Raw genomic sequence first — 24,541 nt, 5'->3', positions numbered from 1 at the left:
CAGAGTGAAATTCAAGGAGGATCAAGATGAAGAAGTTTCAATACATAACGGCCATCATTTCATTTGTACTGTTTATGACCATCGCACATTTTGTTTTTTATGAGATGGAAATTTTAGGTGAGGATTATCTATTGTCGAACATGAGCAACCTTCACTTTATCGAATTGTTTTCCGTAATCGGTACTGAATTAGTGATTGGGATTGCATCCATCGCCCTTATTTTATATCTTTGGTGGGCCAAGAAGGACTTTATTGGAATCATTACCGTTGTTGTCCTGGTAGCGGGAAGTAACGTCCTGAATAAAGCAATCAAAGGTTTGATGGAAAGAGAAAGGCCTCCATTTTCACATGGAGAGGAAGGGTTCAGCTTTCCAAGCGGCCATGCCATGGTAGGGCTTGTCTTTTTACTGGTCATTGCATACTTCATTAGTAGAGAGATATCTTCTACCGGAATGAAAGTGACCCTCTTTATCCTGGCCATCATCCTTTCCCTCCTGACAGGCATCAGCAGAATAGTGGAACAGGCTCACTATCCATCAGACGTCGCAGCCGGATACCTATTGGGATACGCCTTTTTTGTCCTGTGTATCTTTCTTTATGAGAAGCGGCCCAAACAGGAAAGATAGAGGGACGGACCTGAACCAAGGTCCGTCCCTCTCTTTTGCAGGTTAGGATCATTTTTTCCGTCTAGAGACCGAGGCAGAATCATGCCGGTGCTCCTCTATAAACGAGAGAAAACAATCTATAATGAATGTAGTAACAGGAATTCATTTATTTATAGCGAAACTAATAGTAGATGTGAAGGTGGTGTTGGTATGAGGTATAAGGGAAGAAAACAATGGTTTTTCTCGTTCCTGTTGATGGCGATAGGATTGTTGTTATTACTATTGAATATTGGTGTCATTTCCTTGGAAATAACGCAGATATTTGTCAATATTATTCCAATTTTGTTGTTGCTCCTTGGCTTGAAGTGGACGGTAGACAGTTTTCTGAAGGAAAGCTTTGGGAAATTACTGTTTGGACTATTCAGTATGGTGTTAGGGGGGCTCATTATACTTGATGGGTATGATGTAGTGAATTTCGACTATGGAAGCTGGTGGAAACTATGGCCACTCTTTATTATCACAATCGCCATTCAGCGTGTTATCAGAAATAAACCGATCAGAGTAAGTATAAGCAACGAATACCCATTTGAGAAAACATCCCAAATAGGTTTTGAGAATGAGAAAGATAAAACCCCTCCAAAGAAAAATAAGATGAACAGAGGTTTTATCGTCGGAGATATTCGATTTTCCGAGCCAAACTGGCCCCTTGAAAATATGAAGCTTTACAATGCCATTGGAGATTATTATTTTGACTTCAGTAAAGCCTTTATTCCTGAAGGGGAAACGCCTATCGAAATCAAAGGCTGGATCGGCGATGTGAAAATGATCATACCTGAAAACGTACCTGTAGAAATCACCTTGAAGGTACAAGTCGGGGATATTAAATTATTTGACCAAAAGTCAGCAGATATTCGTTCTGAGCTTTATTACCGTTCGCCGGAATACGAACAGGCAAGTAAGAAAATCAAGCTGGCTGTTGACGTGAAAATCGGTTCGATTCGAATAAACCGAGTGTAACGTAAGTAAAAGGAGGGGAGAATTTGAACAAATCCTCAAACATTCGCAACTGGATTTTTAAAAGCTTTTTCATGATGTCCACCATGGCTGTCCTGCTTTTCTTTATATCGCTTCAGGTCTATTTGTACTTCTCTGAAGGTCCAAGTATTTCTCTTGAACTATCGATTTATTTGACTATGTGGTTAGCCATCATACTTCTATTATTAAGTATTTATTTTGGATTTCGTACGGGGTATACATTCAAAGGGAGAATCGATGATATTTCTACATTCGTTACCCTGTTAAGAAGCGGGAAGTTTTCTGCAAGGGTGGATCGCTTTGAACATGATGAGCTTGGAATATTATCTGATGAATTAAATCAACTTGCTGTGTTCATTCAAGAGCAGGTCAAGTCATTACAGAGATTAGCTGATGAGAAATCCGAGCTTGCCGATCAAGCTCATCAGGCAGCTGTCATGGAAGAGCGACAAAGACTTGCCCGGGATCTTCATGATTCAGTCAGTCAGCAATTATTCGCGTTGAATATGCTTTCTTCTGCGGCGCAAAAAAGCATCGACACAGATCCTGAAAAGGTTGGTACGATTGTAACACAAGTGGCTGAAATTGCAGGGAAAGCGCAAGGGGAGATGAGGGCTCTTCTTCTTCATTTACGACCGATCGATTTAAAAGGTGAAAGTCTTTGTGAAGCGTTAACCATTTTAATTAGAGAATTAAAGGAAAAAACGCAGATTGAAATCGAAGCAAGCCTCGATGGGATTGAGAATCTTTCAAAGGGGACCGAAACCCATATGTTCAGGATTATTCAGGAGAGCCTTTCCAATATCCTGCGTCATTCAGAGGCAACGAAAGTGAAGATTGTGACGGAGAAAAAGGACGGTTATGTCACTCTGTACATAAGTGACAATGGAAGAGGTTTTAACCTGAGAGAGAACAAGATGACATCGTACGGACTTCAGACGATGAGAGAGCGTGCCGAGGAAATCGGGGGATTGTTTCAAATTCGTTCTAAAGAGAAGGAAGGAACGTATATTGACCTGAGAATTCCGGTCTAAACCAAAGGGGGAAAACAGGTGGATAAGGTGAAGGTGATGATTGTAGATGATCACGAAATGGTTCGATTAGGGATGAAAACCTATTTGCTGACAGAGGATCGGATCGAATTCCTGGGGGAAGCGAAAAGCGGTAACGAAGCGGCTCAGCTTGCGAAGCTGTATATGCCTGATGTGATTCTGATGGATTTATTAATGGAGAACGGGAATGGAATTGAGGCAACTAAGAAAATCCTAACCTTTCATCCCCACTGTAAAATCATCATTCTTACAAGCTATTATGATGATGAAAAAGTGTTTCCAGCGATAGAAGCAGGAGCTCATAGTTATTTGTTGAAAACGGCAAGTGCCGAAGAAGTGACATCGGCTGTTTATAAAGCGATGAAAGGGGAGTCCGTCATTGCCTCCAAAGTGGCGGATAAAATGATGAACAGATTCCGCCCTCAGGTAAGAAAACCACATGAAGAGCTGACTGCGAGAGAAATGGATGTATTGAAATGCCTGGGAGAAGGGATGACGAATCAGGAAATTTCTGAAGAGCTTTTCATAGGGATAAAGACCGTTAAGACCCATGTAAGTAACATCCTGAGTAAGCTCGGAGTCGCGGATCGTACGCAGGCAGCGATTTATGCGAATCGGAATGGGATATTATACAGTAAGAATATGAAAGAATAGGTAGTACTACAGATAACGCAAAGGGGCTTAGTCAAGGGGAATGGAATCATTCCCCTTGACTAAGCCCCTTTTGCGGAACAGAAAAGTTACTTAGAAAGTAACAGGTTTGCTAAATTTGAATCGTGAAGATAGTATGGTTTCTGTTGAAGAGATGGTGGCGAATTCATGATGTAGATTAGCCAGTGAAAGTCCGTGAACAATTTCAGCTGAAAATAAAGAACCATCATAGGAATATGTTTCAAAGCATGCTGTGGCATCAAAAGGAACCGTCACATCATAACCTAAGTTCTGAGCCATGCGAACCGTAGTGGATACACAGTGATTCGTCGTGAAGCCCATCACTACAAGGGATGTGAACTTTTCTCTTTTTAAATATAAATCCAGGTCTGTATCGATAAAGGCGCTGTTGACGTGCTTAATGATTTGCTTTTCGTTTCGTGAAGGACGGAATTCGTCTATAAAATCGAACCCTGAGCAGCTTGAATGCAGTTGTGATTCCATATCATTGGAAGAATGCTGTACGTGAACGACCGGCCATGCCTTTTCTCTCCATGCGCGAAGAAGCTGATAAGCATTTTCTTCCATAGCAGGATTATTCCGCTTTCCCCATGAAGGATGACTAAATGCCTTTTGAAAGTCAATCAGAAGCAAACACGTTTGACTCATCGGTACTCAACTCCTTTCATAAAGGGTGTTGTGTAAATAAATGCAAGGTAAATATCTAGGACCAATACGATAAAGTATACTGTTAATAATTTGTAATTATGTATGTACACTTTAAGTGTAATTGTTAAGTTTGAGGGACCGGAGAGTAGCTGGCATGAAGGAAAATAAAAAGCTGCCTCAAAATCCGGCAGCTCATGTGTCACTCTTCACCTGTTACATGGTATTCACTTACATAGGAAGCGCGAGGGAAGATATCTTTCTTATTATCAATTCCCTCTTCCGTTCCGCGCTTTTCATGTGCTTTCTGGTATTGCTTGGATTCCTGCCACCCTATGAAGCTTTTCTCATCTTCCCATTGTGTCATAATCACATATGTATCCGTGTCTAATGGGCGAAGAACCCGGATAGCCGTAAAGCCCGGAACTTCTTCAATCAATCCTGCACGGTTTTTAAAACGGTATTCAAATAGTGGGCGACCTTCATCTGTGACAGGAATGTTATTGAAAACCACATATCCTTTATTATTAAGTTCCCCTGATTGATCGACAATTTCATATTTACGGGGGGACTCAAAGACACTTTCACCATTTGTCTCATGAAGCAGCATGGCATCTTTCCCCTGCATTAAGATCATTTTTTCATCTGTATGCCGATTCATTAATTTTTGCAGAAATTCGTGGGTTCCCGTTGTTATATACACCTTCATCCAAATCACCTCAATTAATTAGTTACCTCTATTATACTCTTCCCTAATCCTTTTCTCTTGTAACATGTTTTCTGGATATTTTTTCATCCACCTTGAAAATCGGCAAATTTATGACATTTTCCCTTGATAACTATACAACTCTCTTTAAAACGTCTATAGTTTAAAAGGGTTACAATTCGTACGGTCTTATTGAAAAATAGTACAATTTTAGAATCTAATTGAATTAGTATACAATGGGAATAATGGAGTTACATAGAAAGGTGGACGAACAAAGGTATGAAACAAATGAATGATACATTTTTACGAGCAGCAAGGGGAGAGAAGACGGACTATACTCCGGTTTGGTATATGAGACAAGCTGGGCGTTCACAACCTGAATACCGCAAAATCAAAGAGAAGTATTCTCTGTTTGAAATTACACACCAACCTGAGCTTTGCGCATATGTGACAAGGCTGCCGGTGGAACAATATGATGTGGATGCAGCGATCCTTTATAAAGACATTATGTCACCACTTCCTTCCATAGGAGTGGATGTAGAAATCAAATCAGGAATCGGCCCCGTGATCGATAACCCGATTCGTACGACAGCGGATGTAGAGAAGCTGGGAGAAATCGATCCCGAACATGATGTTCCTTACGTATTAGATACCATTAAATTATTGACTGTTGAGCAACTGTCCGTGCCGTTGATCGGCTTTGCCGGTGCACCTTTTACAATGGCAAGCTACATGATTGAAGGCGGTCCTTCGAAAAACTATAATAAAACAAAAGCGTTCATGTATGCAGAACCTCAAGCATGGTTTGCATTAATGGATAAACTTGCCGCTATGACAGTGACGTATGCGAAAGCTCAAATCAAAGCAGGAGCGTCTGCTTTCCAAATTTTCGACTCATGGGTCGGCGCATTGAATATACAAGATTATCGTACTTTCATTAAGCCGGTCATGGAGAAGATCTTTACAGAATTGAAGGAAGAGAACGTACCATTGATTATGTTTGGTGTAGGAGCAAGCCACTTAGCGAATGAATGGCATGACCTCCCTCTTGATGTAGTTGGATTAGACTGGCGCCTGCCGATTAAAGAAGCAAGAGAAAGAGGCATTTCCAAAACAGTAATGGGGAATCTGGATCCTGCGATTCTATTAGCTCCTTGGGACGTTATTGAAGACAGAGCCAAAGCGATCCTTGATCAAGGAATGGAGCTTCCAGCTCACATCTTTAACTTAGGACACGGGGTATTCCCGCAAGTTAATCCGGACACATTAAAGCGTCTGGCAGCTTTCGTACATGAATACAGTGCCAGGTAGAGCACATTCATACGTGTGTAACCATGGATTCATATCAAAAAACATGGCACAATAATGGAATGTATGATACTGATAATGAGGTGAAATGGTATGACAAAGAAAAAAATGGGCCTATTGGTGATGGCTTATGGAACTCCATATAAAGAAGAAGATTTGGAACGTTACTATACACATATCCGACACGGAAGAGCACCTTCAGCTGAACTGCTGGAAGACCTCCGGGAACGCTATGAAGCGATCGGTGGAATTTCTCCACTGGCAAAAATCACCCTGGATCAAGCGAAGAGTCTTGAAGAACATTTAAACAGCAAACAGGATGACATTGAGTTTAAAATGTATCTTGGGCTGAAGCATATCGAACCTTTCGTGGAAGACGCTGTTGAACAGATGAATAAAGACGGCATTCAAGAAGCCGTTTCGATTGTACTGGCCCCTCATTTCTCAACGTTCAGTGTTAAATCCTACAATGGACGGGCAAAGGAAACGGCAGAAAAGCTGGGTGGACCACACATTACATCCGTTGAGAGCTGGTATGATGAACCTAAATTCATTCAGTATTGGGCGGATAGAGTAAAAGAAACCTATGCAAGCATGTCAGATGAGGAACGCAGCCATGCCGTCCTGATCGTATCCGCTCATAGTCTGCCGGAACGTATCCTGCAGTCAGGCGATCCGTATCCAATGCAATTAGAACAAACGGCGAAGATGATTGCTGAGGGCGCAGGCGTGGAGGAATATGCAGTAGGATGGCAAAGTGAAGGAAACACTCCTGATCCCTGGTTAGGTCCTGACGTTCAGGATTTAACCCGTGATCTATTTAAAGAAAAAGGGTACAAGACATTCGTCTATACGCCAGTAGGGTTCGTATCCGATCATCTAGAAGTGCTTTATGACAATGATTATGAATGTAGAGTGGTAACAGATGATATTGGAGCTTCGTACTATCGTCCGGAAATGCCCAATGCCAAACCTGAATTCATCGATGCAATGGCAGATGTCGTGTTAAAACACCTTAAATAATCTCTCGTTTTTGGCTGAAACAAAGGAAGGACTGAGGCATATGAGTTTACACTCACCGCTTTAGTCCTTCTCTATTGTTCAATTAGATATATTGTTAAAGAAGGCGATGAACGTGTTGGAACAACAAAATAAAAGAGTCGTAATCATAGGTGGAGGGATCACCGGATTAACGACAGCGTACTACCTGCAACAGGAAATAAAGGATAAAAACCTTCCGATCGAAGTGAAGCTGGTGGAAGCCACCCATCGGTTGGGTGGAAAAGTGCAAACCTTGAAAAGGGACGGGTATGTGATCGAAAAGGGACCGGACTCATGTTTAGCCAGCAAACCAGAAGTCTCCCGCTTAGCGGAACGACTCGGAATCGAAGGAACGCTCATTCGAAACCGTAAAGGCACATCCTATGTGATTGCGGGCGGTGAGCTGTATCCGATACCCGGGGGATCCATCGTAGGTATTCCAACTCAAATCGCCCCATTTATTACGACCAGTTTGTTTTCATTGACCGGAAAGATGAGGGCAGCCGCTGATTTCGTGCTTCCCCGCTCACAGGAAACAGAAGATCAGTCACTGGGGAAATTCTTTCGAAGAAGAATGGGGGATGAAGTGGTTGACCATTTGATTGAACCCCTCTTAACCGGAATTTTTGCCGGGGATATCGATCAATTAAGCTTAATGTCAACTTTTCCGCAACTCTATGAATTAGAGCAAAAACATCGTAGTTTAATCGCAGGTATCAAAAAGAGCGGTCAATCTGAAAATTCAAATGAAAAAGGGAACTTCCTGACATTTACAGGAGGGCTTCAATCTCTCATCGATGCCATGGAAGCAGGGCTTAACCCGAATACGGTATACAAGAGCATGAAAGTAACCAGCATAGAAAAAGAAGACAGCAATGTTTACACGATTACCTTCACAAACGGTGAACAGTTGGAAGCCGACAGCGTAATCGTCACCACACCTCATCATGTAGTACAATCCATGTTTCCCTCGTATCCTTTCTTAACCTTTTTAAAAGAAATGCCGGCTACATCAGTGGCAACCGTAGCCATGGGATTCTCACAGGATGCCATCAAAAAAGACATCGCAGGTACGGAATTCCTTGTATCAAGAAACAGTGACTACTCCTTGACGGCGGGAACCTGGACCCATAAAAAATGGCCACATACTGCCCCGGAAGGAAAGGCATTATTGCGATGTTACCTGGGGAAATCCGGTGACGAAACCATCGTCGATTTATCTGATGATGAAATTGAGCAGATTGTCCTTGAAGATCTTAGCAAAGTCATAGATATAGAGGGTGCACCTGACTTTACAATCGTTTCCCGTTATAAGAACTCCATGCCTCAATATACAGTTGGCCACAGGGAACGGATCCAGGACATGTATGATCAGGCTGAAGCAAGTCTGCCTGGATTATTTATCGCCGGGAGCTCTTATGAAGGAGTAAGTATTCCTGATTGTATCGTACAGGGGGAAACGACTGTATCGAAAGTGATGGGGTATCTGAAATAGGATTATGGCGGCCGCCAGGGTTGGCGGTCTTTTTTGAATCTATTAGGGTTGGGGAACTAATAGGAAGCTAGGCGATTTTTCTTCAAGTTGTACAAACAGAAAGACACCTCCTGCAGACAACAGGAGGTGTACCCCTCACTTCACAACCCGATACCTGGAATGCTGCAGCATCCAGTTCTGAGGAAATGCAGATCCCAGAACCCAGTAGCTTAAGCCTCGCAGTCTATACTCATCCACCGTTTTCTGTTTGGCCAGCATGCTTCTGGAGTCTTCAAACCAGACTTCATGCTTTTGGCCGGTTTCATCCCAATAGGTGAAGTAAGGGGATTGATATACGTCGTTGTATTGAATCCTTACACCATATTTGCTTGCGAGATCAAGTGCTCCTTGAGGGGAGACCGTTTTGGCGAAGGTTCCGTCGACCCATGGAACTTTCCAATCTCTACCGTAAAGGGGGGCGCCCATCATGATTTTGTTTCTCGGAATGACCGTAACGGCATAATCAAGTACTTTCTTCACTTCATTAATCGGGGCAATCGCCCATGGCTTGCCGCCTGCCCATCCCCATTCGTATGTCATGATGACAACGAAGTCGACAATTTCTCCGTGAGCTTTATAGTCATGGGCTTCATATAAAAGTCCTTTTTGGTCAGCTTTAATTTTAGGTGCAAGGGCCGTCGACACAGAGTACCCTTTAGGTTTTAGTGCTGCAACGGTTCTTCTTAAGAAAGTATTATAATTTTCCCGGTCTTCGGGATAGACATATTCGAAATCAAAATTTACCCCTTTATAGCCTTTCATCTCCATTTTCTTTACGATAGATGAGATTAAGGTGTTTTGCAGAGATTCACTTTTTAGGATGGTGGCAACAAGATCAGAGTCGAATTTACCTCCTGTGAAATTCGTGAGAACCAGTAGAGGGTCGACGTTTTGGTTGTATGAGGCTGAAATAAGAGCACTATCATTTAACTCAGTGACCGAACCGTCTTTTGTAATGGAATACGTAAACGGAGTCAAGTAGGTGAAATAGCTGCCCAAACCGTTGACTTCCGCTACACCTTCACTATCTGTCCGGGTAATGTAGGCATTTACTTCCGTGGTGAGTTTCGTGTTTGGAATCCTGATTTGCTGGTTTGGATAGATGAGAGAAGGATTCGCAATGGAATTGGCATTTAATATTTCCTGTAGCGGGACTTTATAGTTATAGGAAATGGTATAGAGAGATTCCCCTGACTTTACTCTATGAATAAAGGAAGGCATAACGATCAATTGACCGACGAATAGCATGGCAGGGTCAGAAATCTGATTGAAATCGATCAGTTCTTTTAAACTTATATTGTACTTTTGGCTGATGCTATACAAAGTGTCCCCTGGTTGCACGATGTATTCTTTTAAGGGTTCCGGAATGAGAAGACTTTGTCCAATCACGAGAATATTGGGGTTTTTCAATTGATTTCCGTATGAAATTTGATCGACGTCGACACCATATCTTTGTGCGATCGACCAAAGAGAATCCCCGCTATTGACAACATAAATATTCATAAGACACCTCCAAACAAACCTTATCTATATAGCCTATTCAGAAGGGCTTATTCTATATGAAGGATGGATGATATACTATAAGAAAAAAATCACTTGTGTATTGTCAAGAAGTGTGATAAATTTATCAATGTTAATAAAATGACTAAATTACAAATTTGGTCAACTGGTCATATTAAGGGGTGGGGTCATGGCGATTGATCGAAAGAAACAGGTTCTGGAGGCTGCGACGAATTCGTTCTCACTGTTTGGCTATAAAGCAACGACGATGGATCAAGTGGCAAAATTAGCGAACGTGGGAAAAGGAACGATTTATACGTTTTTTAAAAATAAGGAAGAATTGTTTGATGAAATTGTATCATCGTTAATCAATGAAATGAAACAGGAAGCCGAAGAAGTGATTGATCCACAGGAAACCTTCTCGGAAAATGTTCATCGTGCATTGTTCCGCATGCTTGAATTCAGGAAAGAGCATAAGCTGACCATCAAGCTTTATCAAGAAGCCCGGGAAATGGGGACTCCTGCTGTATCAGAAGTCATTGATCGCATGGAGGAAGTGGTCATTGAATTCTTGAGTCAACGAATTGAAAAAGCGATTGCTTCAGAAGCGATTAAGCCATGTAATCCTGAAATGACCGCCTTTGTTATGTTGAAGATGTACGTTTCACTTATTTTCGATTGGGAACGAGCACATGGTCCACTTGATAAAGATGAAATTGCCAATCTCTTTGAACTATATTTAATTAAAGGATTATCGAATCGATAGTCCTTCATCTTTGGTAATGAATGACTAAATGAATGAAATAGTCATTTATTTTTATGTTAAAATGACTATTTGAACTTATTGGTCAATAATTCAAATTCAGAAAAATAATAGGAGGAAAAACATGAAGAATTCATTTATTGGTTCAGAATTCAAAGCGATTTTCAAAAATAAGAAACTTCTCATCCCGATTCTAGCCGTTCTTTTCATCCCTGTTTTGTACAGTGGTATGTTCTTATGGGCATTTTGGGATCCATATGAACAGCTGTCAGACTTACCTGTGGCGGTTGTAAACAGCGACCAGGGAGCAGAGTTTGACGGGAAGGAGTTGCATATTGGAGATGAACTTGTTGATAAACTGAAGGATAGTGATCAATTTGATTTCCATTTTATCGATAAAGAAGAAGGATACAAAAATTTAGAGAAGCAGGATTATTACATGCTTGTTGAGATTCCGGAGGATTTCTCTGAAAACGGAACAACGTTACTAGAAGATAACCCTAAAAAGCTTTCTCTGAAATATGTGCCTAATGAGAGCTTTAACTTCCTATCTGCTCAAATCGGGGATACGGCCATGAAAGAGATCAAAGCAAGTCTCTCTAAATCGGTTTCCGAAACGTATGCTGAAACGATGTTTGATAAGATTCAAGAAATGGGAGATGGTTTCCAGACTGCCAGCGACAAAGCGGGCGAAATCAATAATGGGGCCATTGATCTATCTCAAGGGGCCAACAAGCTTAAGGACAATTTAGCTGTCCTTGCTGAAAAAAATGTAGAGATGACGGACGGTGTGGCAAAAACTCGTGCAGGTGCTGAGAAACTCGCAAAAGGTTCTCAGGAATTATCGGACGGAGTCGGGGTCATGACGGATAAATCCCAACAACTATATAAAGGAACACAGGATGTCCAGTCAGGGATTGATGCCCTTGCAGCTGGAATCGATAAAAGCAAGGCTGGATTGGAGCAGGTGGATTCAGGTCTAAATAGCGCAGTGGACAATACAGCCAAACTGCACGCCGGATCTCAAAACCTGGCAGAAAAAATCGGTGCTCTCCAGGGTGGAGCGGATAATGCGAAAGCAGGCGCTCAAGCCATTGGAGCAGGGGCTACAAAGCTTGAAGAAGAACTGGCACCATTTATGGGCAGCCTTCCGGAAGAAAAACAGGCAGAATTACAGGCTGCCATCGATCAGATCAAGCAGGGGGCGACCGGTCTTCAAACGGGTACCGGAGCTCTAAGTACGGGTGCATCCGAGCTTCAAAAAGGAGCGAATTCTCTTGCTGGAGGAATCGGGGAATTAAATAAAGGTCAAATGAAACTACAAGGTGGAATCGATCAGCTTGTAGCCGGTTCAGCCCAGCTTGACGAAGGCTCCAATCAGCTTGTTGCCGGTCAAAACAAAATTGTGGAAAACTACGGTTTATTAAATGAAAAGCTTGGGGAAGTATACCAGGGAACAGCAAGCCTCGCTTCAGGTGCAAACGAACTAAGCTCGGGTCTTAACAGGGTATACGATGGTTCCCATCAATTAACAGATGGTTCTAAGAAACTTGCCGATGGTTCAACACAATTAGCAGAAGGCTCTACGAAACTATCAGATGGAACAACAGAATATGAAACAAAATTAAAAGACGCAGCAAAAGAAGCTAACAGTGTCAATGCGGATGACGATACGTATGACATGATGGCTGGTCCCGTCGATGTGAAAAATGAGAAAATCAATCATGTTCCAAACTACGGAACTGGATTTGCCCCATATTTCTTATCTCTGGGACTATTCGTAGGGGCGTTATTAATCTCCATTGTGTATCCATTGAGAGAACCATCCGATCGACCATCAAGCGGAATGAATTGGTTTCTTGGTAAATTCGCTGTCCTTACTTCAGTGGGGATCATCCAATCACTGATTGCAGCAGCCATTTTACTCTTTGGATTGGGGCTTGAAGTAGAAAGTGTACCATTATTCTTACTTTCTACTATTATTACGAGTCTTACATTCCTGGCACTGATTCAAATGCTCGTTACGATCCTTGGGGATCCGGGACGATTTGTAGCGATCATCATTTTGATTCTGCAATTAACGACGAGTGCAGGTACTTTCCCACTCGAATTAATCCCGACTGCGCTGCAGCCAATCAGTGCATTGTTACCGATGACATATTCGGTGTCAGCATTCAAAGCTGTCATCTCAAGCGGGGACTTTGCCTTCATGTGGCAGAACCTTTTCATCCTGCTGGGATACTTCATTGTGTTCGTCGCATTGACGTCCGTGTTCTTTGTAGGGCTATTCAAGAAACAATATACGAAATCAGTAGAAGCATAAGGAAAAAAACGGTAGATGCCACACACATCTACCGTTTTTTCTTCATGAAATGGACAAACCCTTGGTAAGCATGAAGGTGTATACTAATTGGAGAGAGGTACATAATGTTGGTACACTGAAAAGAGAATGCCTAAAGGAGAATGTTGTCATGAAGAAAATAAGCTTGTTTATGCTGTTAGGTTTCCTTGCATTGTTTATCGCTGCATGCGGTAATTCAAATGAAGATAACGGGGCAAAAGAAGATGAGAAATTGGAAGCGATTGAAGCAAAGTTAGAAGTGCCTGAAAAAGGGGAGAAGGGTGAAACCGTTTCTCTCTCGACTAAAGTCACTCAAGGCGATGAGAACGTCGAGGACGCCGGTGAAGTCAAATACGAGATTTGGAAAAATGGTCATAAAGATGAAAGTGAAATGATCGAAGCAAAGCATGATAAAGCCGGTGTATACAAAGCTGAAAAGACATTTGAAGAGGACGGCATGTATACAGTGCAGGTCCATGTAACAGCCCGTGATATGCACACCATGCCGAAAGCAGAAATTGCGATTGGTGAAGTGGAGGCAGGGGAACATGGAGAGAAAAGCGAAGACGGTCACCATGACCATCACGAAAGTACAGTATCTATCCATCTTAAGAAGTCTGATACGATTAAGATGAATGACGAAGCAGAAATGAACGTTCATGTGAAAAATGAAGAAAAAGCATTAGAAGAAGCAGAAGTGCGTTTGGAAATTTACAAAGAGGGTCAGGAAAAACACGAATGGGTGGATTTAACAGAGGGTGAAGCTGGTATGTATAACGGTTCGTATGCTTTCCCGGAAACGGGTACGTATCATGTACAGGTTCACGTGACCAAAGGAGAAGAAATTCACGAACACACTATGCAAAAAGTAGAAGTACAATAAACATAAAAAGGATGCCCTTCACTTTGAAGAGCATCCTTTTTATTACCCCTTGTTCCTTAATATTTAATACTCGTAATCAGTCGTACATTTTTCACAATAAATGCCGTAGCATTCATGCTGCTCTTCAATTGTATCTCCACACTGTGCACAAGACTTAGGCGGCAAATTTCGAAAGAACTCCACAATATTTTTTACCATGTTAATCACCCTCCGTAAATTTGTTTTCACCCATCAATTGTTTGTGTTATATAACTGATGTGTTAATTTATTTTATTGTATTATAACAGTATGTATTTCGTCAACGATTAATTCAAAAATAGGCGAAAAAAATGAAAAAATAGGCACAATGAAGTATAGTAGGGATACATACTAAATTGAAGGGCGAGGTTTAAAAATGAAGCTTACCGTTATTGGCCAATGGGGCGGCTATCCGAAGGCAGGAGAAGCGAGTACCGGGTATTTACTCCAGCATGATGGCTTTAAACTGCTTATTGACTGTGGCAGTGGTGTACTATCCCATCTGCAACATCACGTAGAGGCTACAGAGATAGATGCGGTCCTTCTTTCCCACTATCATCCCGATCATGTAGCAGATTTAGGTGTACTACAACACGCTTTATTGATTCAATACTTCCTGGGGAAAAATAAAGGTACATTACCTGTATATGCCCATAGGGAAGATCAACGGGGTTACGATACGATTACATATAAAGATTTAATGAAAGCCCATGAATATAAGGAGGATACATCATTATCAATTGGTCCTTTCACTGTGACATTTGTGAAGGCCAAGCATCCCGTGCCGTGTTACGGAATGAGAATTGAAGCAGACGGCAAATCGCTGTTCTATACAGCAGACTCGGCTTTCAAAGAGTCATTTGTTCCATTTGGGAAAGACGCAGATGTACTGCTCTGTGAATGTAATTTCTATGGAGAGATGGATGCTTCGAACGCTGGTCACATGACGAGTCTCGACGCCGGGAATCTTGCTCAGAAAATGAATGCCGGAAAGCTCATACTGACACATTTACCTCATTTCGGCGAACTGGAGCAATTGGTTACGGAAGCGAAAACCATTTATAGCGGCGAGGTATTGTTAGCGAAAAAAGATATGGAAGTAGATATTTAGGAGGAAGAATGATGTTATTTATCGATAATAAAGGGATCACGGATCCAAGGATCAATCTTGCTATTGAAGAATATGCACTGAAGAACTTAGATATTAATGAGAGTTATTTATTATTTTATATAAATGAACCTTCCATCATTATCGGGAAGAACCAAAATACGATCGAAGAGATTAATACAGACTACGTGGAGAAGCAAGGTCTTCATGTCGTTCGCCGACTGTCCGGTGGGGGAGCGGTCTATCACGATTTAGGAAACCTGAACTTCAGCTTTATCACGAAAGATGACGGAGAGAGCTTCCACAACTTCAAAAAATTCACTGAACCTGTTGTAACAGCCCTTCATAAGCTGGGGGTGAAGGCAGAGCTTAGCGGACGTAACGATATTATCGCAGAAGGCAGAAAGATCTCCGGTAACGCCCAGTTCTCCACTAAGGGCCGAATGTTCAGCCACGGAACGCTCTTGTTCGATTCCGAAATGGAAAACGTCGTGTCAGCTCTACGGGTGAAAAAGGATAAGATTGAATCAAAAGGGATCAAATCGATTCGAAGCCGTGTGGCCAACATTTCTGAATTCCTGTCAGAAAAAATGACCATCGAACATTTCCGTTCAACCCTTCTGGATTATATTTTTGACGGAAGCGACGTAGAAGAATATGTCCTGACGGAAGAAGACTGGAAGAACATCCATGAGCTTTCAAAAGAACGCTATCAGAACTGGGATTGGAACTACGGTAAATCACCGAAATTCAACCTTCAGCATTCTCACCGCTTCCCGGTCGGATCGATTGATGTCCGTTTGGATGTAAACAAAGGGAAAATCGAGAACTGTAAAATATATGGCGATTTCTTCGGAGTCGGGAATGTAGAAGACATCGAAGAAAAGCTTATAGGCACCCGCTACGAACGAAAAGACATTGCCGGGGCTTTGGAAGGTGTTGACATTCAACACTATTTCGGAAATGTGACGAAGGATGAATTTGTGGATTTGGTGTATTAACGATTAATAACTCTCCTTTTATGAGGAGGGTTATTTTTTTGTTTGAAAAATACTACAAAAAGTATCAGATTTTTTAAAAAATTCCAATAATATTTCACATTATGAAATTATCGTAAGTTTTATCTTTAATAAAGTTATAGTATGGAGTCAGATTAAGAAATGAGGAGGTGGCATGTAAAATGGATATTCGCGATTTAAGAAATTGTTTTGGTAAGTTTGCCACGGGAGTAACGGTTGTTACTTGGAAAGGTGATAACAATCAGAATCATGGGATTACGGTAAATTCGTTTACGTCTGTTTCTTTGGACCCTCCATTAGTGTTGGTATCTATTGATAAAAAAGCCAAAGCCTACGAAAGAATGAAAGATAAGCCTTTTGTTATTAATATATTGGCAGCCGGTCAGGAAGCGGTGGCCTGGCAATTTGCTGGAAAAGAACAACAAGGATTGCAAATCGAATGGGAAGATACCGAATGTGGTCCACTTATTAAAGGTTCATTAGCTACAATTGAATGCAATCCATGGAAGGAATATGAAGGCGGGGACCATGTTCTATTTGTGGGTGAAGTTCAAAATTACCATTATGAAGAAGGTAATAGTTTAGTCTTTTTCCAAGGTAAATTTTTAGAAACCAATTCAATCGATAACTACGTAAAAAAGTAGTGGTAAAGGGGGATGTTTAAATGACAATTCGTACTGGAGCTCAGTATATAGAAGGTTTGAAATCACGTCAACCAGAGATCTGGCTGGGAGGAAAGAAAGTAGAGAACGTTTATGAGGAAGAAGTATTCCGCCAGCCAATCCATGAAATTGCAAATCTCTACGATATTCAAAATGATCCAAAAATCAAAGAGGAAATCACCTACATATGTGAAGAAACAGGTGAGCGATTTTCCCACGCATTTAAAGTTCCAAAATCGTATGAAGATTTAAAGGCAAGAAGCAGGCTTTTTGAAGTTTGGGCTAAAGCAACCTTTGGGCTTATGGGAAGAACACCCGACTTTCTTAATGTAACGATTACTGCAATGGCCAGCAATAAGTGGTTTCTAGAACAATATAATCCGGAATGGGCAAAGAATATGGTGAACTACTACGAATATATTCGGACCAACGACTTATTCTTGACTCATGCCATCATTAATCCTCAAAATGACCGCAGTAAAGCTTCTCATGAACAGGAAAAAGAGTTTACACATCTAGGGGTTGTTGAAGAAAGACCTGATGGTTTTATCGTAAGAGGAGCCAAGATGTTAGCCACACTAGCTCCAATAACTGATGAAGTGATCATTTATTCATTCCCAGGGTTTCAGCCGGGCGATGAAAAGCATGCCATTGCATTTGCTTTGCCTATAGACACACCGGGGCTGCGAATTATTTGTAGAGAGCCGATGCAGGATGGAAAACGATCTGTGTTAGACCATCCACTCGCATCCAGATATGAAGAAATGGATGCCTTACTTGTCTTTAATGATGTATTTGTGCCAAGTGACCGTATTTTTATCAATCAAAATATTGAAGCTGCTAATCTATTATATCCAAAGACTGGAATTGGCCAGCAGCCAGCCCATCAATCAGGGGTAAGAGGATTAGTAAAACTGCAATTTGCTTCTGAAGTAGCAGCAAGAGTGGCAGATTCCATTGGTGTGGACGGATATTTAAACGTTCAAACACAATTAGGGGAGCTTATGCAGTCTGTTGAAGCAGTGCGCGCCTTGTTAAGAGTGGCAGAATACGAATTTGAAACGACGTCCAGCGGTGAAGTGAGACCGGCCGGTACACCTCTTGAGACCATTCGCGGAATGCTGCCTAAGCTTTATCCTCGCGCCATTGAAGTGATGCAAACTGTCGGTGCTGGTGGATTATTGATGTCACCAACATTCGCTGATTTTGAACAACCTGAACTTCGGGAAGATGCTCAGAAATATTATGTAGGACGTGTTGGGGTAACATCAGAAGAACGGGTTCAATTATTTAAACTTGCTTGGGATTTATGTGGTGAAGCATTTGGACAGAGGTTACTGCAATATGAACGTTATTATTCAGGAGATCCTCTAAGAAGACTGGGTCGTTTCTATGCAGGATTTAAACGGAATCACTCTTTTGAAATGGTTGACGAGGCATTAAAGGGATCAAAAGACCTTCAAGGACAACCGACCCCATAAATGTAAGCGCTTTATTTTATTTGGATGGAAGCAGGTAATTCAACAAGATTTGTCAAAGTTCTTAAATTGGTGCTGTTGGCCAATAGTAGGATGAGGGGGATAATAAGTGATTTCTTCTGTGAAAAAGATTTCCAAAATTCTGAATTGCTTTACCAATGACGAACCGGCACTAGGCAACAATGAAATTGCCGAAAGACTAGGGATGAATCCAAGTACTGTCCATCATTTAGTGCGTACTCTCTGTGAAGAGGGAATGCTGATTCAAGATAGCAGAAAAAAATACCGATTAGGCTGGAAGCTATTAGAATGGAGCAATCACGTTATGTATCAGCAGGATATTTATAGCGAGGCCACACCATTCTGTGAGAGTCTCATTCGGAAATTTCACGGTACCGTCCATATTGGTATGTTCGATTCAGGAGAAGTTCGATTCGTGTTAAAGGTGAAATCTAAAACATCACTTCCAGTACCCACATATGTCGGGGCAACGAAACCGGCTTATTGTACGAGTACGGGAAAGATTTTGTTGGCTTATAACCCGTCGTTAATTAAACCTACGATTGCCAAGGGGCTTTTACAACGTGCACCTAATACAATTACATGTATATCAAAATTAAAAGAAGAATTAAAGCAAATTAAAGCCCAGGGTTTTGCCATTAGCAATAATGAGAATGAACTTGGGCTATATGGTATAGCGGCACCTATTCGATCATATACGGGTCAAACGATCGCTGCGCTTAATATGGTTGGACCAATCTCATATATGAATGGCAGCAATCGTAATGAAATGATTAGAAGTGTGGTAAATACAGCTGAAAAAATCTCCAAAGATATCGGCTATATAAGCAGTGTATTGTAACAACTAAAATCATTCAGGAGGTTATGAAATGACGACTCAATCAAAATCATTTTTAAAAACAAGGGTTCTGGATTTATTGAAAACAATTGAAGATAACAAAGATCTATTGAAGCCGCCTGTGAACAATAAAGTGCTTTGGGAAGACTCTGAATTTATTGCCATGCTGCTTGGAGGTCCTAATAAACGTCGTGATTTCCATGTGGATCCTTCTGATGAATTCTTCTATCAAATTAAAGGCAATGCATACGTAGAATGCATTAATGATGAAGGGAAACGTGAAGTGGTAACTGTAGGCGAAGGTGAGATATTTATGCTGCCGGCAAATGTACCCCACTCTCCTCATAGAGTAGCAGATTCATATGGAATTGTTTTAGAAAGAAAAAGGGATCAGGGAGAACTTGAAAGCTTTGTATGGTTCTGTGATAAATGTGACCATGAAATGCACCGGGCGACTGTTCAACTGACAAATATCGAAACTCAGGTGAAAGAAGCGATAGAACATTTTAATTCAAGTGAAGATTTGCGTATATGTGAAAATTGTGGGAATAAAATGCCCCCTGAAGCTGAGGAATGGAAATGAGAGTAGATTTTCATACCCATATCATCCCGAAGGACCTCCCGGATTTTGCTGAAAAATACGGAGGGAAATGGCCGGTTCTTCATCAAACATGTGCGTGTGGAGCTAATATTTTAGTAGAAGGAAAGATATTTAGAGAAGTGACCGATCAAGTGTGGAGTCCTGAAAAGAGAATACAGGATATGGATAGAGAAGGTGTAGACATTCAGGTGCTTTCTCCCATTCCCGTCACGTTCTCTTACTGGGCAAATAAGGATGCAGCACTTGAAATGGCACGGATTCAAAATGACTTTATTTCAAAAACCGTTCAAGAGCACCCCTCCCGTTTTGTAGGATTAGGGACTGTTCCCATGCAGGATGCAGCAACAGCAGTAGCTGAAATGGATCGTTGCATTAATGAATTAAATTTATACGGGATTGAAATAGGTACAAATGTAAATGGTGAAAATTTAGATGCTCCTGAATTCCTTGAGTTTTTTGAGATGGCTGAGAAATGGAATGTACCTTTATTTATTCATCCGTGGGAGACGATGGCTAAGGATCGAACACCACGACATAACTTTATGTATACCATCGGAATGCCGAGTGAGACAGCTCTTGCCGCTGCCAGTCTTGTTTGGAGCGGTGTGATAGAGAGATTTCCTGATTTGAAAATTTGTTTTGCCCATGGTGGAGGGTCATTCCCGTACATTTTACCAAGACTGGATCAAGGGTGGAAAGTATGGCCGCAATTACGATTAACAACGCATCCACCAAGTCATTATGTGAAGAATTTCTATTTTGACTCCTTAAACTATGATTCTTTAAATGTGAACTACCTAATTGATCGATTTGGTCATGAGAAAGTAATGATGGGGTCCGATTATCCATTTCTATTAAGAGAGATTCCACCGGGAAGAGTAATAGATGGAATGAACGAATTAACAGACGTTCAAAGACGAATGATCTTAGGTGAAAATGCGTTGAGATTCTTAAATATAAAGGAGTTAAAATCTGACTATGGAACAAAAACTAATGACACCAGAGGAGAAACTTCAAAGTCTGGGACTTAAGCTTTCTCCTGTACGCCCTGTTGTGGGGAATTATGTTAGTAGAGTTCGTGTTGGCAATCTGATTTTCACTTCTGGTCAAGGAGTCGATGAGTATCGTGGAAAGATTGGCACTGACTTTGATGTACAGGAGGGTTATCTGGCTGCCCGTCAATCCATGATGAATCTATTAAACGTTTTGAAGGATGAACTTGGAGAACTTTCTAGAGTTAAGAGAGTCGTGAAAATATTAGGATTTGTCAATTGTACAGAGAATTTTACGGATCAGCCAAAAGTAATGAATGGTGCATCTGATTTATTAGTAGAGGTTTTTGGTGAAAAAGGCAAGCATGCCAGGTCAGCTGTGGGGATGGCACAATTACCTGGAGGAACAGCCATTGAAATTGAAATGATTGTAGAAATTGAAGACCCATTAACTTAAATGAAATGAAAAAAGGTGACATGTTTGTCACCTTTTTTCAAAAATAATAACGTGTGAATAGTAGCAGGGGGGACTTTCAGTGCATATAAAAGAAAAATCCAATCAGAAAGTTAGACCAATAGATTGCAGACATTTCATTAATGGTGAATATAGAGATTCATTTGATATGAAAACATTCGAAAATATGAATCCAGCTACAGAGGAAATAATGGGAAGGGTATCGGAAGGCGGGAAGAAGGAAGTAGACGCGGCTGTAAAAGCAGCAAAAACCGCTTTAAAGGGACCCTGGAAAACCTTTACTACAAGCCAACGTTCTGCCGTTTTAAGACGTATTGGCGACCTGATTCTTGAACGTAAGGAAGAATTAGCTGCACTTGAATCCATGGATACGGGAAAACCGTATCAAATGGCACTTGAAATTGATATTCCAAGAGCTGCCTATAACTTTCATTTCTTTGCCGACTACTTGACCTCTATGGGAACAGAGGCATATCAGCAAGATCAACAAGCCCTTCATTACTCCATTCGCCGGCCCGTTGGTGTAGTGGGGATGATCAATCCTTGGAATCTGCCGTTATTACTTCTTACATGGAAGATGGCACCTTGCCTTGCAGCTGGAAATACAGCAGTTATGAAGCCTGCTGAGTGGACTCCCATGACAGCTACGGTATTGGCAGAAATATGTAAAGAAGCAGGAGTACCTGACGGGGTAGTGAATCTTGTTCATGGTTTTGGACCTGGCTCGGCAGGGGCTGCCATTACGGAACATCCTGACGTTGATGCTGTTACGTTCACAGGGGAAACCAAGACAGGAACCGCAATCATGAAAGCCGCTGCCCCATCTTTAAAGAAACTATCATATGAACTTGGCGGGAAAAACCCTAACATCATTTTTGCAGATTCCGACCTGGATGAAGTGATCGAGACGACACTTAAGTCAAGTTTTATGAATCAAGGGGAAGTATGTCTGTGTGGTTCCAGAATTTATGTTGAAAGTTCGGTGTATGAATCCTTTTTAGAGAAGTTCGTTGCCAGAACAAAAGAGCTCACTGTAGGTGATCCATTCCGTGATGAAACCAAAGTTGGCGCAGTAATAAGTAAAGAACACTATAATCGAGTGTTGGGTTACATACAATCAGCCAGAGATGAAGGCGGAACTATCCTTGCCGGGGGAGGTCGTCTCCAGGAAGAAGACAAAGGGTATTTTATCATGCCGACGATCATTGTTGGTCTTGATAAGGACGCAACATGTGTACGCGAAGAAATATTTGGGCCAGTGGTGACGGTGCTGCCTTTTGAAACGGAAGATGAAGTCATTGAACAAGCAAACGATACTCATTATGGATTAGGGACGACGATTTGGACAAATGATTTACGAAGAGCCCATCGAGTAGCTCACCAAATAGAAGCAGGAATCATTTGGGTGAACACCTGGTATTTACGAGATCTGCGCACTCCATTTGGAGGAATGAAACAAAGCGGTATTGGCAGAGAGGGAGGCATGCATAGTTTCGAATTTTATAGTGAGCTCTCCAATATCACGATTAAATTATAGGAAAGGTGGGCTGATCATGTTAGAGAAAACGATGAGTGAAGAGATCAAGAACTTTTCAAATCAACTTATAGAAGCTGAGAGAAATAGAGAGGGGAGTAAACCTTTAACAGAATTAAAACCATCCATCACCATTCAAGAAGCCTATCACATCCAACTGAAAACGATCGCCAGGAAAGTCGAAACGGGTGCAACCATAGTGGGCAAAAAAATTGGTCTCACGTCCATCGCCATGCAGGAACTACTTGGTGTCGATGAACCAGATTATGGACACCTTCTTGATGAAATGGCCATTGAGAACAATGGAACAGTGTTGAAGCCTCAAGTTCTTCAACCTAGAGTGGAGGGGGAAATCGCCTTTGTCCTTAAAGAAGAATTGCGAGGTCCAAACGTAACTGTAGAAGATGTATTGAAGGCTACGGATTATGTATTACCTGCATTAGAAATTGTTGATAGCAGAATTACAGATTGGAAGATTAAATTACAAGATACGATTGCAGATAATGCTTCATCAGGATTATTTGTATTAGGGGATCGACCAGTATCAATAGAGGACGTCAATTTAAAAGAAGTAGGGATGAACTTCTATCGTAATGGTGAACTGATGAATACGGGGAAGGGTTCGGCAGCACTAGGAGATCCAGCATATTGTGTAGCCTGGCTTGCCAATAAACTTCATGAGTTTAATTTGACTCTGGAACCCGGGGAGTTGATCTTATCAGGAGCTTTATCAGCTGCTGTATACGCACACCCCGGTGATGGGTTCTCTGCCGTGTTTGATGGTCTAGGACAGGTTTCATGTACGTTTGAAAGGTAAGGAGGAAAAGAAATGAAAACGAAAGTTGCCATAATCGGGTCTGGGAATATAGGTACAGATCTAATGAAGAAATTGCTTCGTTCAGATGTATTGGAATTAACGGCAATGATTGGTATTGACTCAAATTCAGAAGGATTAAGAATGGCACAGGAACATGGTCTTTCAACATTTTCAAATGGGTTGGATGGGTTCTTAGAAAAACATGAAATGGCAGATGTATTATTTGATGCAACATCTGCAAAAGCCCATCATCATCATGCTGAAGTATTAAAAAATCTCGGTAAGAAAGTGATTGATCTTACACCTGCTGCCATCGGTCCCTTTGTTGTTCCACCTGTAAACTTACACGAGCATTTACATGAACAAAATGTAAATATGATCACTTGTGGAGGGCAAGCGACCATTCCCATCGTGCACAGTATAAATTCAGTAGCTGAAGTGGAGTATGCAGAAATTGTTGCCACCATTTCCAGTAGAAGTGCCGGTCCGGGCACAAGAGCTAATATTGATGAATTTACAGTAACAACAGCCAAAGGTCTTGAAGTGATTGGAGGAGCTGAAAATGGAAAAGCGATTATCATTCTTAATCCAGCTGAACCTCCAATCTTAATGAGGGACACGGTTTATTGCTTAGTAAAAGGAAATGTGAATCAAAAAGAGATTACTCAATCTATCAAAAACATGGTAAAGAGAGTGAGTGAATATGTTCCTGGATACCGCCTTCGAACCGATCCTATTTTTGAAGACAATAAAGTGACGGTTTTCCTTGAAGTGGAGGGCTCTGGTGACTACTTACCGAGTTATGCCGGAAACCTGGATATCATGACTTCTTCTGCAGTGAAAGTAGGGGAAGAACTAGCTAAATATGTAATGACTCAGCAGACATAATACTT

The 24,541-nt window shown here is 41.4% G+C and carries 25 protein-coding genes; 21 read left to right on the top strand and 4 right to left on the bottom strand.

All coding sequences use genetic code 11. From position 1 onward, the window contains the following. Positions 1-26 precede the first annotated feature (26 nt). From ACIFOD_RS18320 to ACIFOD_RS18305, 4 genes are all read left to right on the top strand, one after another. Entirely contained in the window at positions 27-626 is a 600-nt protein-coding gene (locus ACIFOD_RS18320; RefSeq protein ID WP_430315802.1) for a phosphatase PAP2 family protein, read from the top strand. A gap of 189 nt (positions 627-815) precedes the next feature. Then, on the top strand, positions 816-1,622 hold the full coding sequence (gene liaF, locus ACIFOD_RS18315) for a cell wall-active antibiotics response protein LiaF (protein WP_397553287.1): 807 nt from the start codon (positions 816-818) through the stop codon (positions 1,620-1,622). A 23-nt stretch (positions 1,623-1,645) separates the two neighbouring features. Next, the gene (locus ACIFOD_RS18310; RefSeq protein ID WP_430315801.1) at positions 1,646-2,674 is read left to right on the top strand and encodes a sensor histidine kinase; all 1,029 of its coding nucleotides are present in this window, start codon (positions 1,646-1,648) and stop codon (positions 2,672-2,674) included. Between the two features lie 18 nt (positions 2,675-2,692). Next, the gene (locus ACIFOD_RS18305; protein ID WP_430315800.1) at positions 2,693-3,346 is read left to right on the top strand and encodes a response regulator transcription factor; all 654 of its coding nucleotides are present in this window, start codon (positions 2,693-2,695) and stop codon (positions 3,344-3,346) included. 90 nt (positions 3,347-3,436) lie between these two features. Here the strand turns inward: ACIFOD_RS18305 and ACIFOD_RS18300 are convergent, their stop codons facing one another. After that, entirely contained in the window at positions 3,437-4,012 is a 576-nt protein-coding gene (locus tag ACIFOD_RS18300; RefSeq protein ID WP_397553290.1) for a cysteine hydrolase family protein, read from the bottom strand. Positions 4,013-4,211: 199 nt separating this feature from the next. Beyond that, positions 4,212-4,718 (bottom strand): antibiotic biosynthesis monooxygenase family protein, encoded by a 507-nt coding sequence (locus ACIFOD_RS18295; protein WP_397553291.1) that lies wholly within the window; start codon positions 4,716-4,718, stop codon positions 4,212-4,214. 276 nt (positions 4,719-4,994) lie between these two features. Here ACIFOD_RS18295 and hemE point away from each other — a divergent pair, with 276 nt between their 5' ends. From hemE to hemY, 3 genes are all read left to right on the top strand, one after another. Continuing rightward, positions 4,995-6,026: a uroporphyrinogen decarboxylase gene (gene hemE, locus ACIFOD_RS18290; protein WP_397553292.1), complete on the top strand. Its 1,032-nt coding sequence runs from the start codon at positions 4,995-4,997 to the stop codon at positions 6,024-6,026. Positions 6,027-6,116: 90 nt separating this feature from the next. Then, complete coding sequence (gene hemH / locus ACIFOD_RS18285; protein ID WP_430315799.1) at positions 6,117-7,046, top strand: ferrochelatase; 930 nt, start codon at positions 6,117-6,119, stop codon at positions 7,044-7,046. A 115-nt stretch (positions 7,047-7,161) separates the two neighbouring features. After that, a complete protein-coding gene (gene hemY, locus ACIFOD_RS18280; protein WP_430315919.1) occupies positions 7,162-8,559 on the top strand; it encodes a protoporphyrinogen oxidase in 1,398 nt (465 codons plus the stop codon). Positions 8,560-8,694: 135 nt separating this feature from the next. Here the strand turns inward: hemY and ACIFOD_RS18275 are convergent, their stop codons facing one another. Next, positions 8,695-10,101 (bottom strand): LysM peptidoglycan-binding domain-containing protein, encoded by a 1,407-nt coding sequence (locus ACIFOD_RS18275; protein ID WP_430315798.1) that lies wholly within the window; start codon positions 10,099-10,101, stop codon positions 8,695-8,697. A gap of 187 nt (positions 10,102-10,288) precedes the next feature. On the opposite strand from ACIFOD_RS18275, the gene ACIFOD_RS18270 reads away from it, so the two are divergent. From ACIFOD_RS18270 to ACIFOD_RS18260, 3 genes are all read left to right on the top strand, one after another. Beyond that, on the top strand, positions 10,289-10,864 hold the full coding sequence (locus ACIFOD_RS18270; protein WP_397553295.1) for a TetR/AcrR family transcriptional regulator: 576 nt from the start codon (positions 10,289-10,291) through the stop codon (positions 10,862-10,864). A 121-nt stretch (positions 10,865-10,985) separates the two neighbouring features. Beyond that, positions 10,986-13,184: a YhgE/Pip family protein gene (locus tag ACIFOD_RS18265; protein ID WP_430315797.1), complete on the top strand. Its 2,199-nt coding sequence runs from the start codon at positions 10,986-10,988 to the stop codon at positions 13,182-13,184. 148 nt (positions 13,185-13,332) lie between these two features. Beyond that, positions 13,333-14,085: a FixH family protein gene (locus ACIFOD_RS18260; protein ID WP_430315796.1), complete on the top strand. Its 753-nt coding sequence runs from the start codon at positions 13,333-13,335 to the stop codon at positions 14,083-14,085. A 63-nt stretch (positions 14,086-14,148) separates the two neighbouring features. Here the strand turns inward: ACIFOD_RS18260 and yhfH are convergent, their stop codons facing one another. Next, complete coding sequence (gene yhfH / locus ACIFOD_RS18255; RefSeq protein ID WP_079533738.1) at positions 14,149-14,283, bottom strand: protein YhfH; 135 nt, start codon at positions 14,281-14,283, stop codon at positions 14,149-14,151. Between the two features lie 196 nt (positions 14,284-14,479). Here yhfH and ACIFOD_RS18250 point away from each other — a divergent pair, with 196 nt between their 5' ends. The 11 genes from ACIFOD_RS18250 (at position 14,480) to ACIFOD_RS18200 (ending at position 24,536) form a co-directional block, all read left to right on the top strand. Then, the gene (locus tag ACIFOD_RS18250) at positions 14,480-15,214 is read left to right on the top strand and encodes an MBL fold metallo-hydrolase (protein WP_430315795.1); all 735 of its coding nucleotides are present in this window, start codon (positions 14,480-14,482) and stop codon (positions 15,212-15,214) included. An 11-nt stretch (positions 15,215-15,225) separates the two neighbouring features. Continuing rightward, complete coding sequence (locus ACIFOD_RS18245; RefSeq protein ID WP_430315794.1) at positions 15,226-16,212, top strand: lipoate--protein ligase; 987 nt, start codon at positions 15,226-15,228, stop codon at positions 16,210-16,212. Positions 16,213-16,391: 179 nt separating this feature from the next. Continuing rightward, positions 16,392-16,874: a flavin reductase family protein gene (locus ACIFOD_RS18240; RefSeq protein WP_397553300.1), complete on the top strand. Its 483-nt coding sequence runs from the start codon at positions 16,392-16,394 to the stop codon at positions 16,872-16,874. Positions 16,875-16,894: 20 nt separating this feature from the next. Next, entirely contained in the window at positions 16,895-18,373 is a 1,479-nt protein-coding gene (locus ACIFOD_RS18235) for a 4-hydroxyphenylacetate 3-hydroxylase family protein (RefSeq protein WP_430315793.1), read from the top strand. Between the two features lie 106 nt (positions 18,374-18,479). Further along, a complete protein-coding gene (locus ACIFOD_RS18230; protein ID WP_341357762.1) occupies positions 18,480-19,232 on the top strand; it encodes an IclR family transcriptional regulator in 753 nt (250 codons plus the stop codon). A 28-nt stretch (positions 19,233-19,260) separates the two neighbouring features. Continuing rightward, on the top strand, positions 19,261-19,812 hold the full coding sequence (locus ACIFOD_RS18225) for a 3-hydroxyanthranilate 3,4-dioxygenase (protein ID WP_397553302.1): 552 nt from the start codon (positions 19,261-19,263) through the stop codon (positions 19,810-19,812). Then, on the top strand, positions 19,803-20,861 hold the full coding sequence (locus ACIFOD_RS18220) for an amidohydrolase family protein (protein ID WP_430315792.1): 1,059 nt from the start codon (positions 19,803-19,805) through the stop codon (positions 20,859-20,861). Before ACIFOD_RS18225 ends, ACIFOD_RS18220 begins: the two co-directional genes overlap by 10 nt. Further along, positions 20,809-21,279 (top strand): RidA family protein, encoded by a 471-nt coding sequence (locus tag ACIFOD_RS18215; RefSeq protein ID WP_397553304.1) that lies wholly within the window; start codon positions 20,809-20,811, stop codon positions 21,277-21,279. The genes ACIFOD_RS18220 and ACIFOD_RS18215 overlap by 53 nt, the downstream gene beginning before the upstream one ends. Before the next feature lie 79 nt (positions 21,280-21,358). Continuing rightward, positions 21,359-22,834, top strand: a complete 1,476-nt coding sequence (locus ACIFOD_RS18210) for an aldehyde dehydrogenase (RefSeq protein ID WP_430315791.1) — start codon at positions 21,359-21,361, stop codon at positions 22,832-22,834. Between the two features lie 31 nt (positions 22,835-22,865). After that, positions 22,866-23,648, top strand: coding sequence for a 2-keto-4-pentenoate hydratase (locus ACIFOD_RS18205; RefSeq protein WP_430315918.1), 783 nt, complete (start codon positions 22,866-22,868; stop codon positions 23,646-23,648). 12 nt (positions 23,649-23,660) lie between these two features. After that, a complete protein-coding gene (locus ACIFOD_RS18200) occupies positions 23,661-24,536 on the top strand; it encodes an acetaldehyde dehydrogenase (acetylating) (protein WP_430315790.1) in 876 nt (291 codons plus the stop codon). Positions 24,537-24,541: the final 5 nt, after the last annotated feature.

It is taken from the genome of Rossellomorea sp. NRS-1567, from assembly GCF_050467885.1.
GTDB lineage: Bacteria > Bacillota > Bacilli > Bacillales > Bacillaceae_B > Rossellomorea > Rossellomorea aquimaris_C.
The sequence above is the reverse complement of the archived record's forward strand: the minus strand, read 5'-3'. Positions and strand labels throughout refer to the sequence as shown.

Excerpts from the sequence above, each read along its gene's own strand:
- ACIFOD_RS18300 (WP_397553290.1), bottom strand. The coding sequence starts at position 4,012 with ATGAGTCAAACGTGTTTGCTTCTGATTGACTTTCAAAAGGCATTTAGT.
- yhfH (WP_079533738.1), bottom strand. The coding sequence starts at position 14,283 with ATGGTAAAAAATATTGTGGAGTTCTTTCGAAATTTGCCGCCTAAGTCT.
- ACIFOD_RS18265 (WP_430315797.1), top strand. The coding sequence starts at position 10,986 with ATGAAGAATTCATTTATTGGTTCAGAATTCAAAGCGATTTTCAAAAAT.
- ACIFOD_RS18205 (WP_430315918.1), top strand. The coding sequence starts at position 22,866 with ATGAGTGAAGAGATCAAGAACTTTTCAAATCAACTTATAGAAGCTGAG.
- hemH (WP_430315799.1), top strand. The coding sequence starts at position 6,117 with ATGACAAAGAAAAAAATGGGCCTATTGGTGATGGCTTATGGAACTCCA.
- ACIFOD_RS18200 (WP_430315790.1), top strand. The coding sequence starts at position 23,661 with ATGAAAACGAAAGTTGCCATAATCGGGTCTGGGAATATAGGTACAGAT.
- ACIFOD_RS18225 (WP_397553302.1), top strand. The coding sequence starts at position 19,261 with ATGACGACTCAATCAAAATCATTTTTAAAAACAAGGGTTCTGGATTTA.
- ACIFOD_RS18295 (WP_397553291.1), bottom strand. The coding sequence starts at position 4,718 with ATGAAGGTGTATATAACAACGGGAACCCACGAATTTCTGCAAAAATTA.
- ACIFOD_RS18270 (WP_397553295.1), top strand. The coding sequence starts at position 10,289 with ATGGCGATTGATCGAAAGAAACAGGTTCTGGAGGCTGCGACGAATTCG.
- ACIFOD_RS18320 (WP_430315802.1), top strand. The coding sequence starts at position 27 with ATGAAGAAGTTTCAATACATAACGGCCATCATTTCATTTGTACTGTTT.
- ACIFOD_RS18275 (WP_430315798.1), bottom strand. The coding sequence starts at position 10,101 with ATGAATATTTATGTTGTCAATAGCGGGGATTCTCTTTGGTCGATCGCA.
- ACIFOD_RS18245 (WP_430315794.1), top strand. The coding sequence starts at position 15,226 with ATGTTATTTATCGATAATAAAGGGATCACGGATCCAAGGATCAATCTT.
- ACIFOD_RS18235 (WP_430315793.1), top strand. The coding sequence starts at position 16,895 with ATGACAATTCGTACTGGAGCTCAGTATATAGAAGGTTTGAAATCACGT.
- ACIFOD_RS18220 (WP_430315792.1), top strand. The coding sequence starts at position 19,803 with ATGGAAATGAGAGTAGATTTTCATACCCATATCATCCCGAAGGACCTC.
- ACIFOD_RS18240 (WP_397553300.1), top strand. The coding sequence starts at position 16,392 with ATGGATATTCGCGATTTAAGAAATTGTTTTGGTAAGTTTGCCACGGGA.
- ACIFOD_RS18215 (WP_397553304.1), top strand. The coding sequence starts at position 20,809 with ATGGAACAAAAACTAATGACACCAGAGGAGAAACTTCAAAGTCTGGGA.
- hemE (WP_397553292.1), top strand. The coding sequence starts at position 4,995 with ATGAAACAAATGAATGATACATTTTTACGAGCAGCAAGGGGAGAGAAG.
- ACIFOD_RS18260 (WP_430315796.1), top strand. The coding sequence starts at position 13,333 with ATGAAGAAAATAAGCTTGTTTATGCTGTTAGGTTTCCTTGCATTGTTT.
- ACIFOD_RS18250 (WP_430315795.1), top strand. The coding sequence starts at position 14,480 with ATGAAGCTTACCGTTATTGGCCAATGGGGCGGCTATCCGAAGGCAGGA.
- liaF (WP_397553287.1), top strand. The coding sequence starts at position 816 with ATGAGGTATAAGGGAAGAAAACAATGGTTTTTCTCGTTCCTGTTGATG.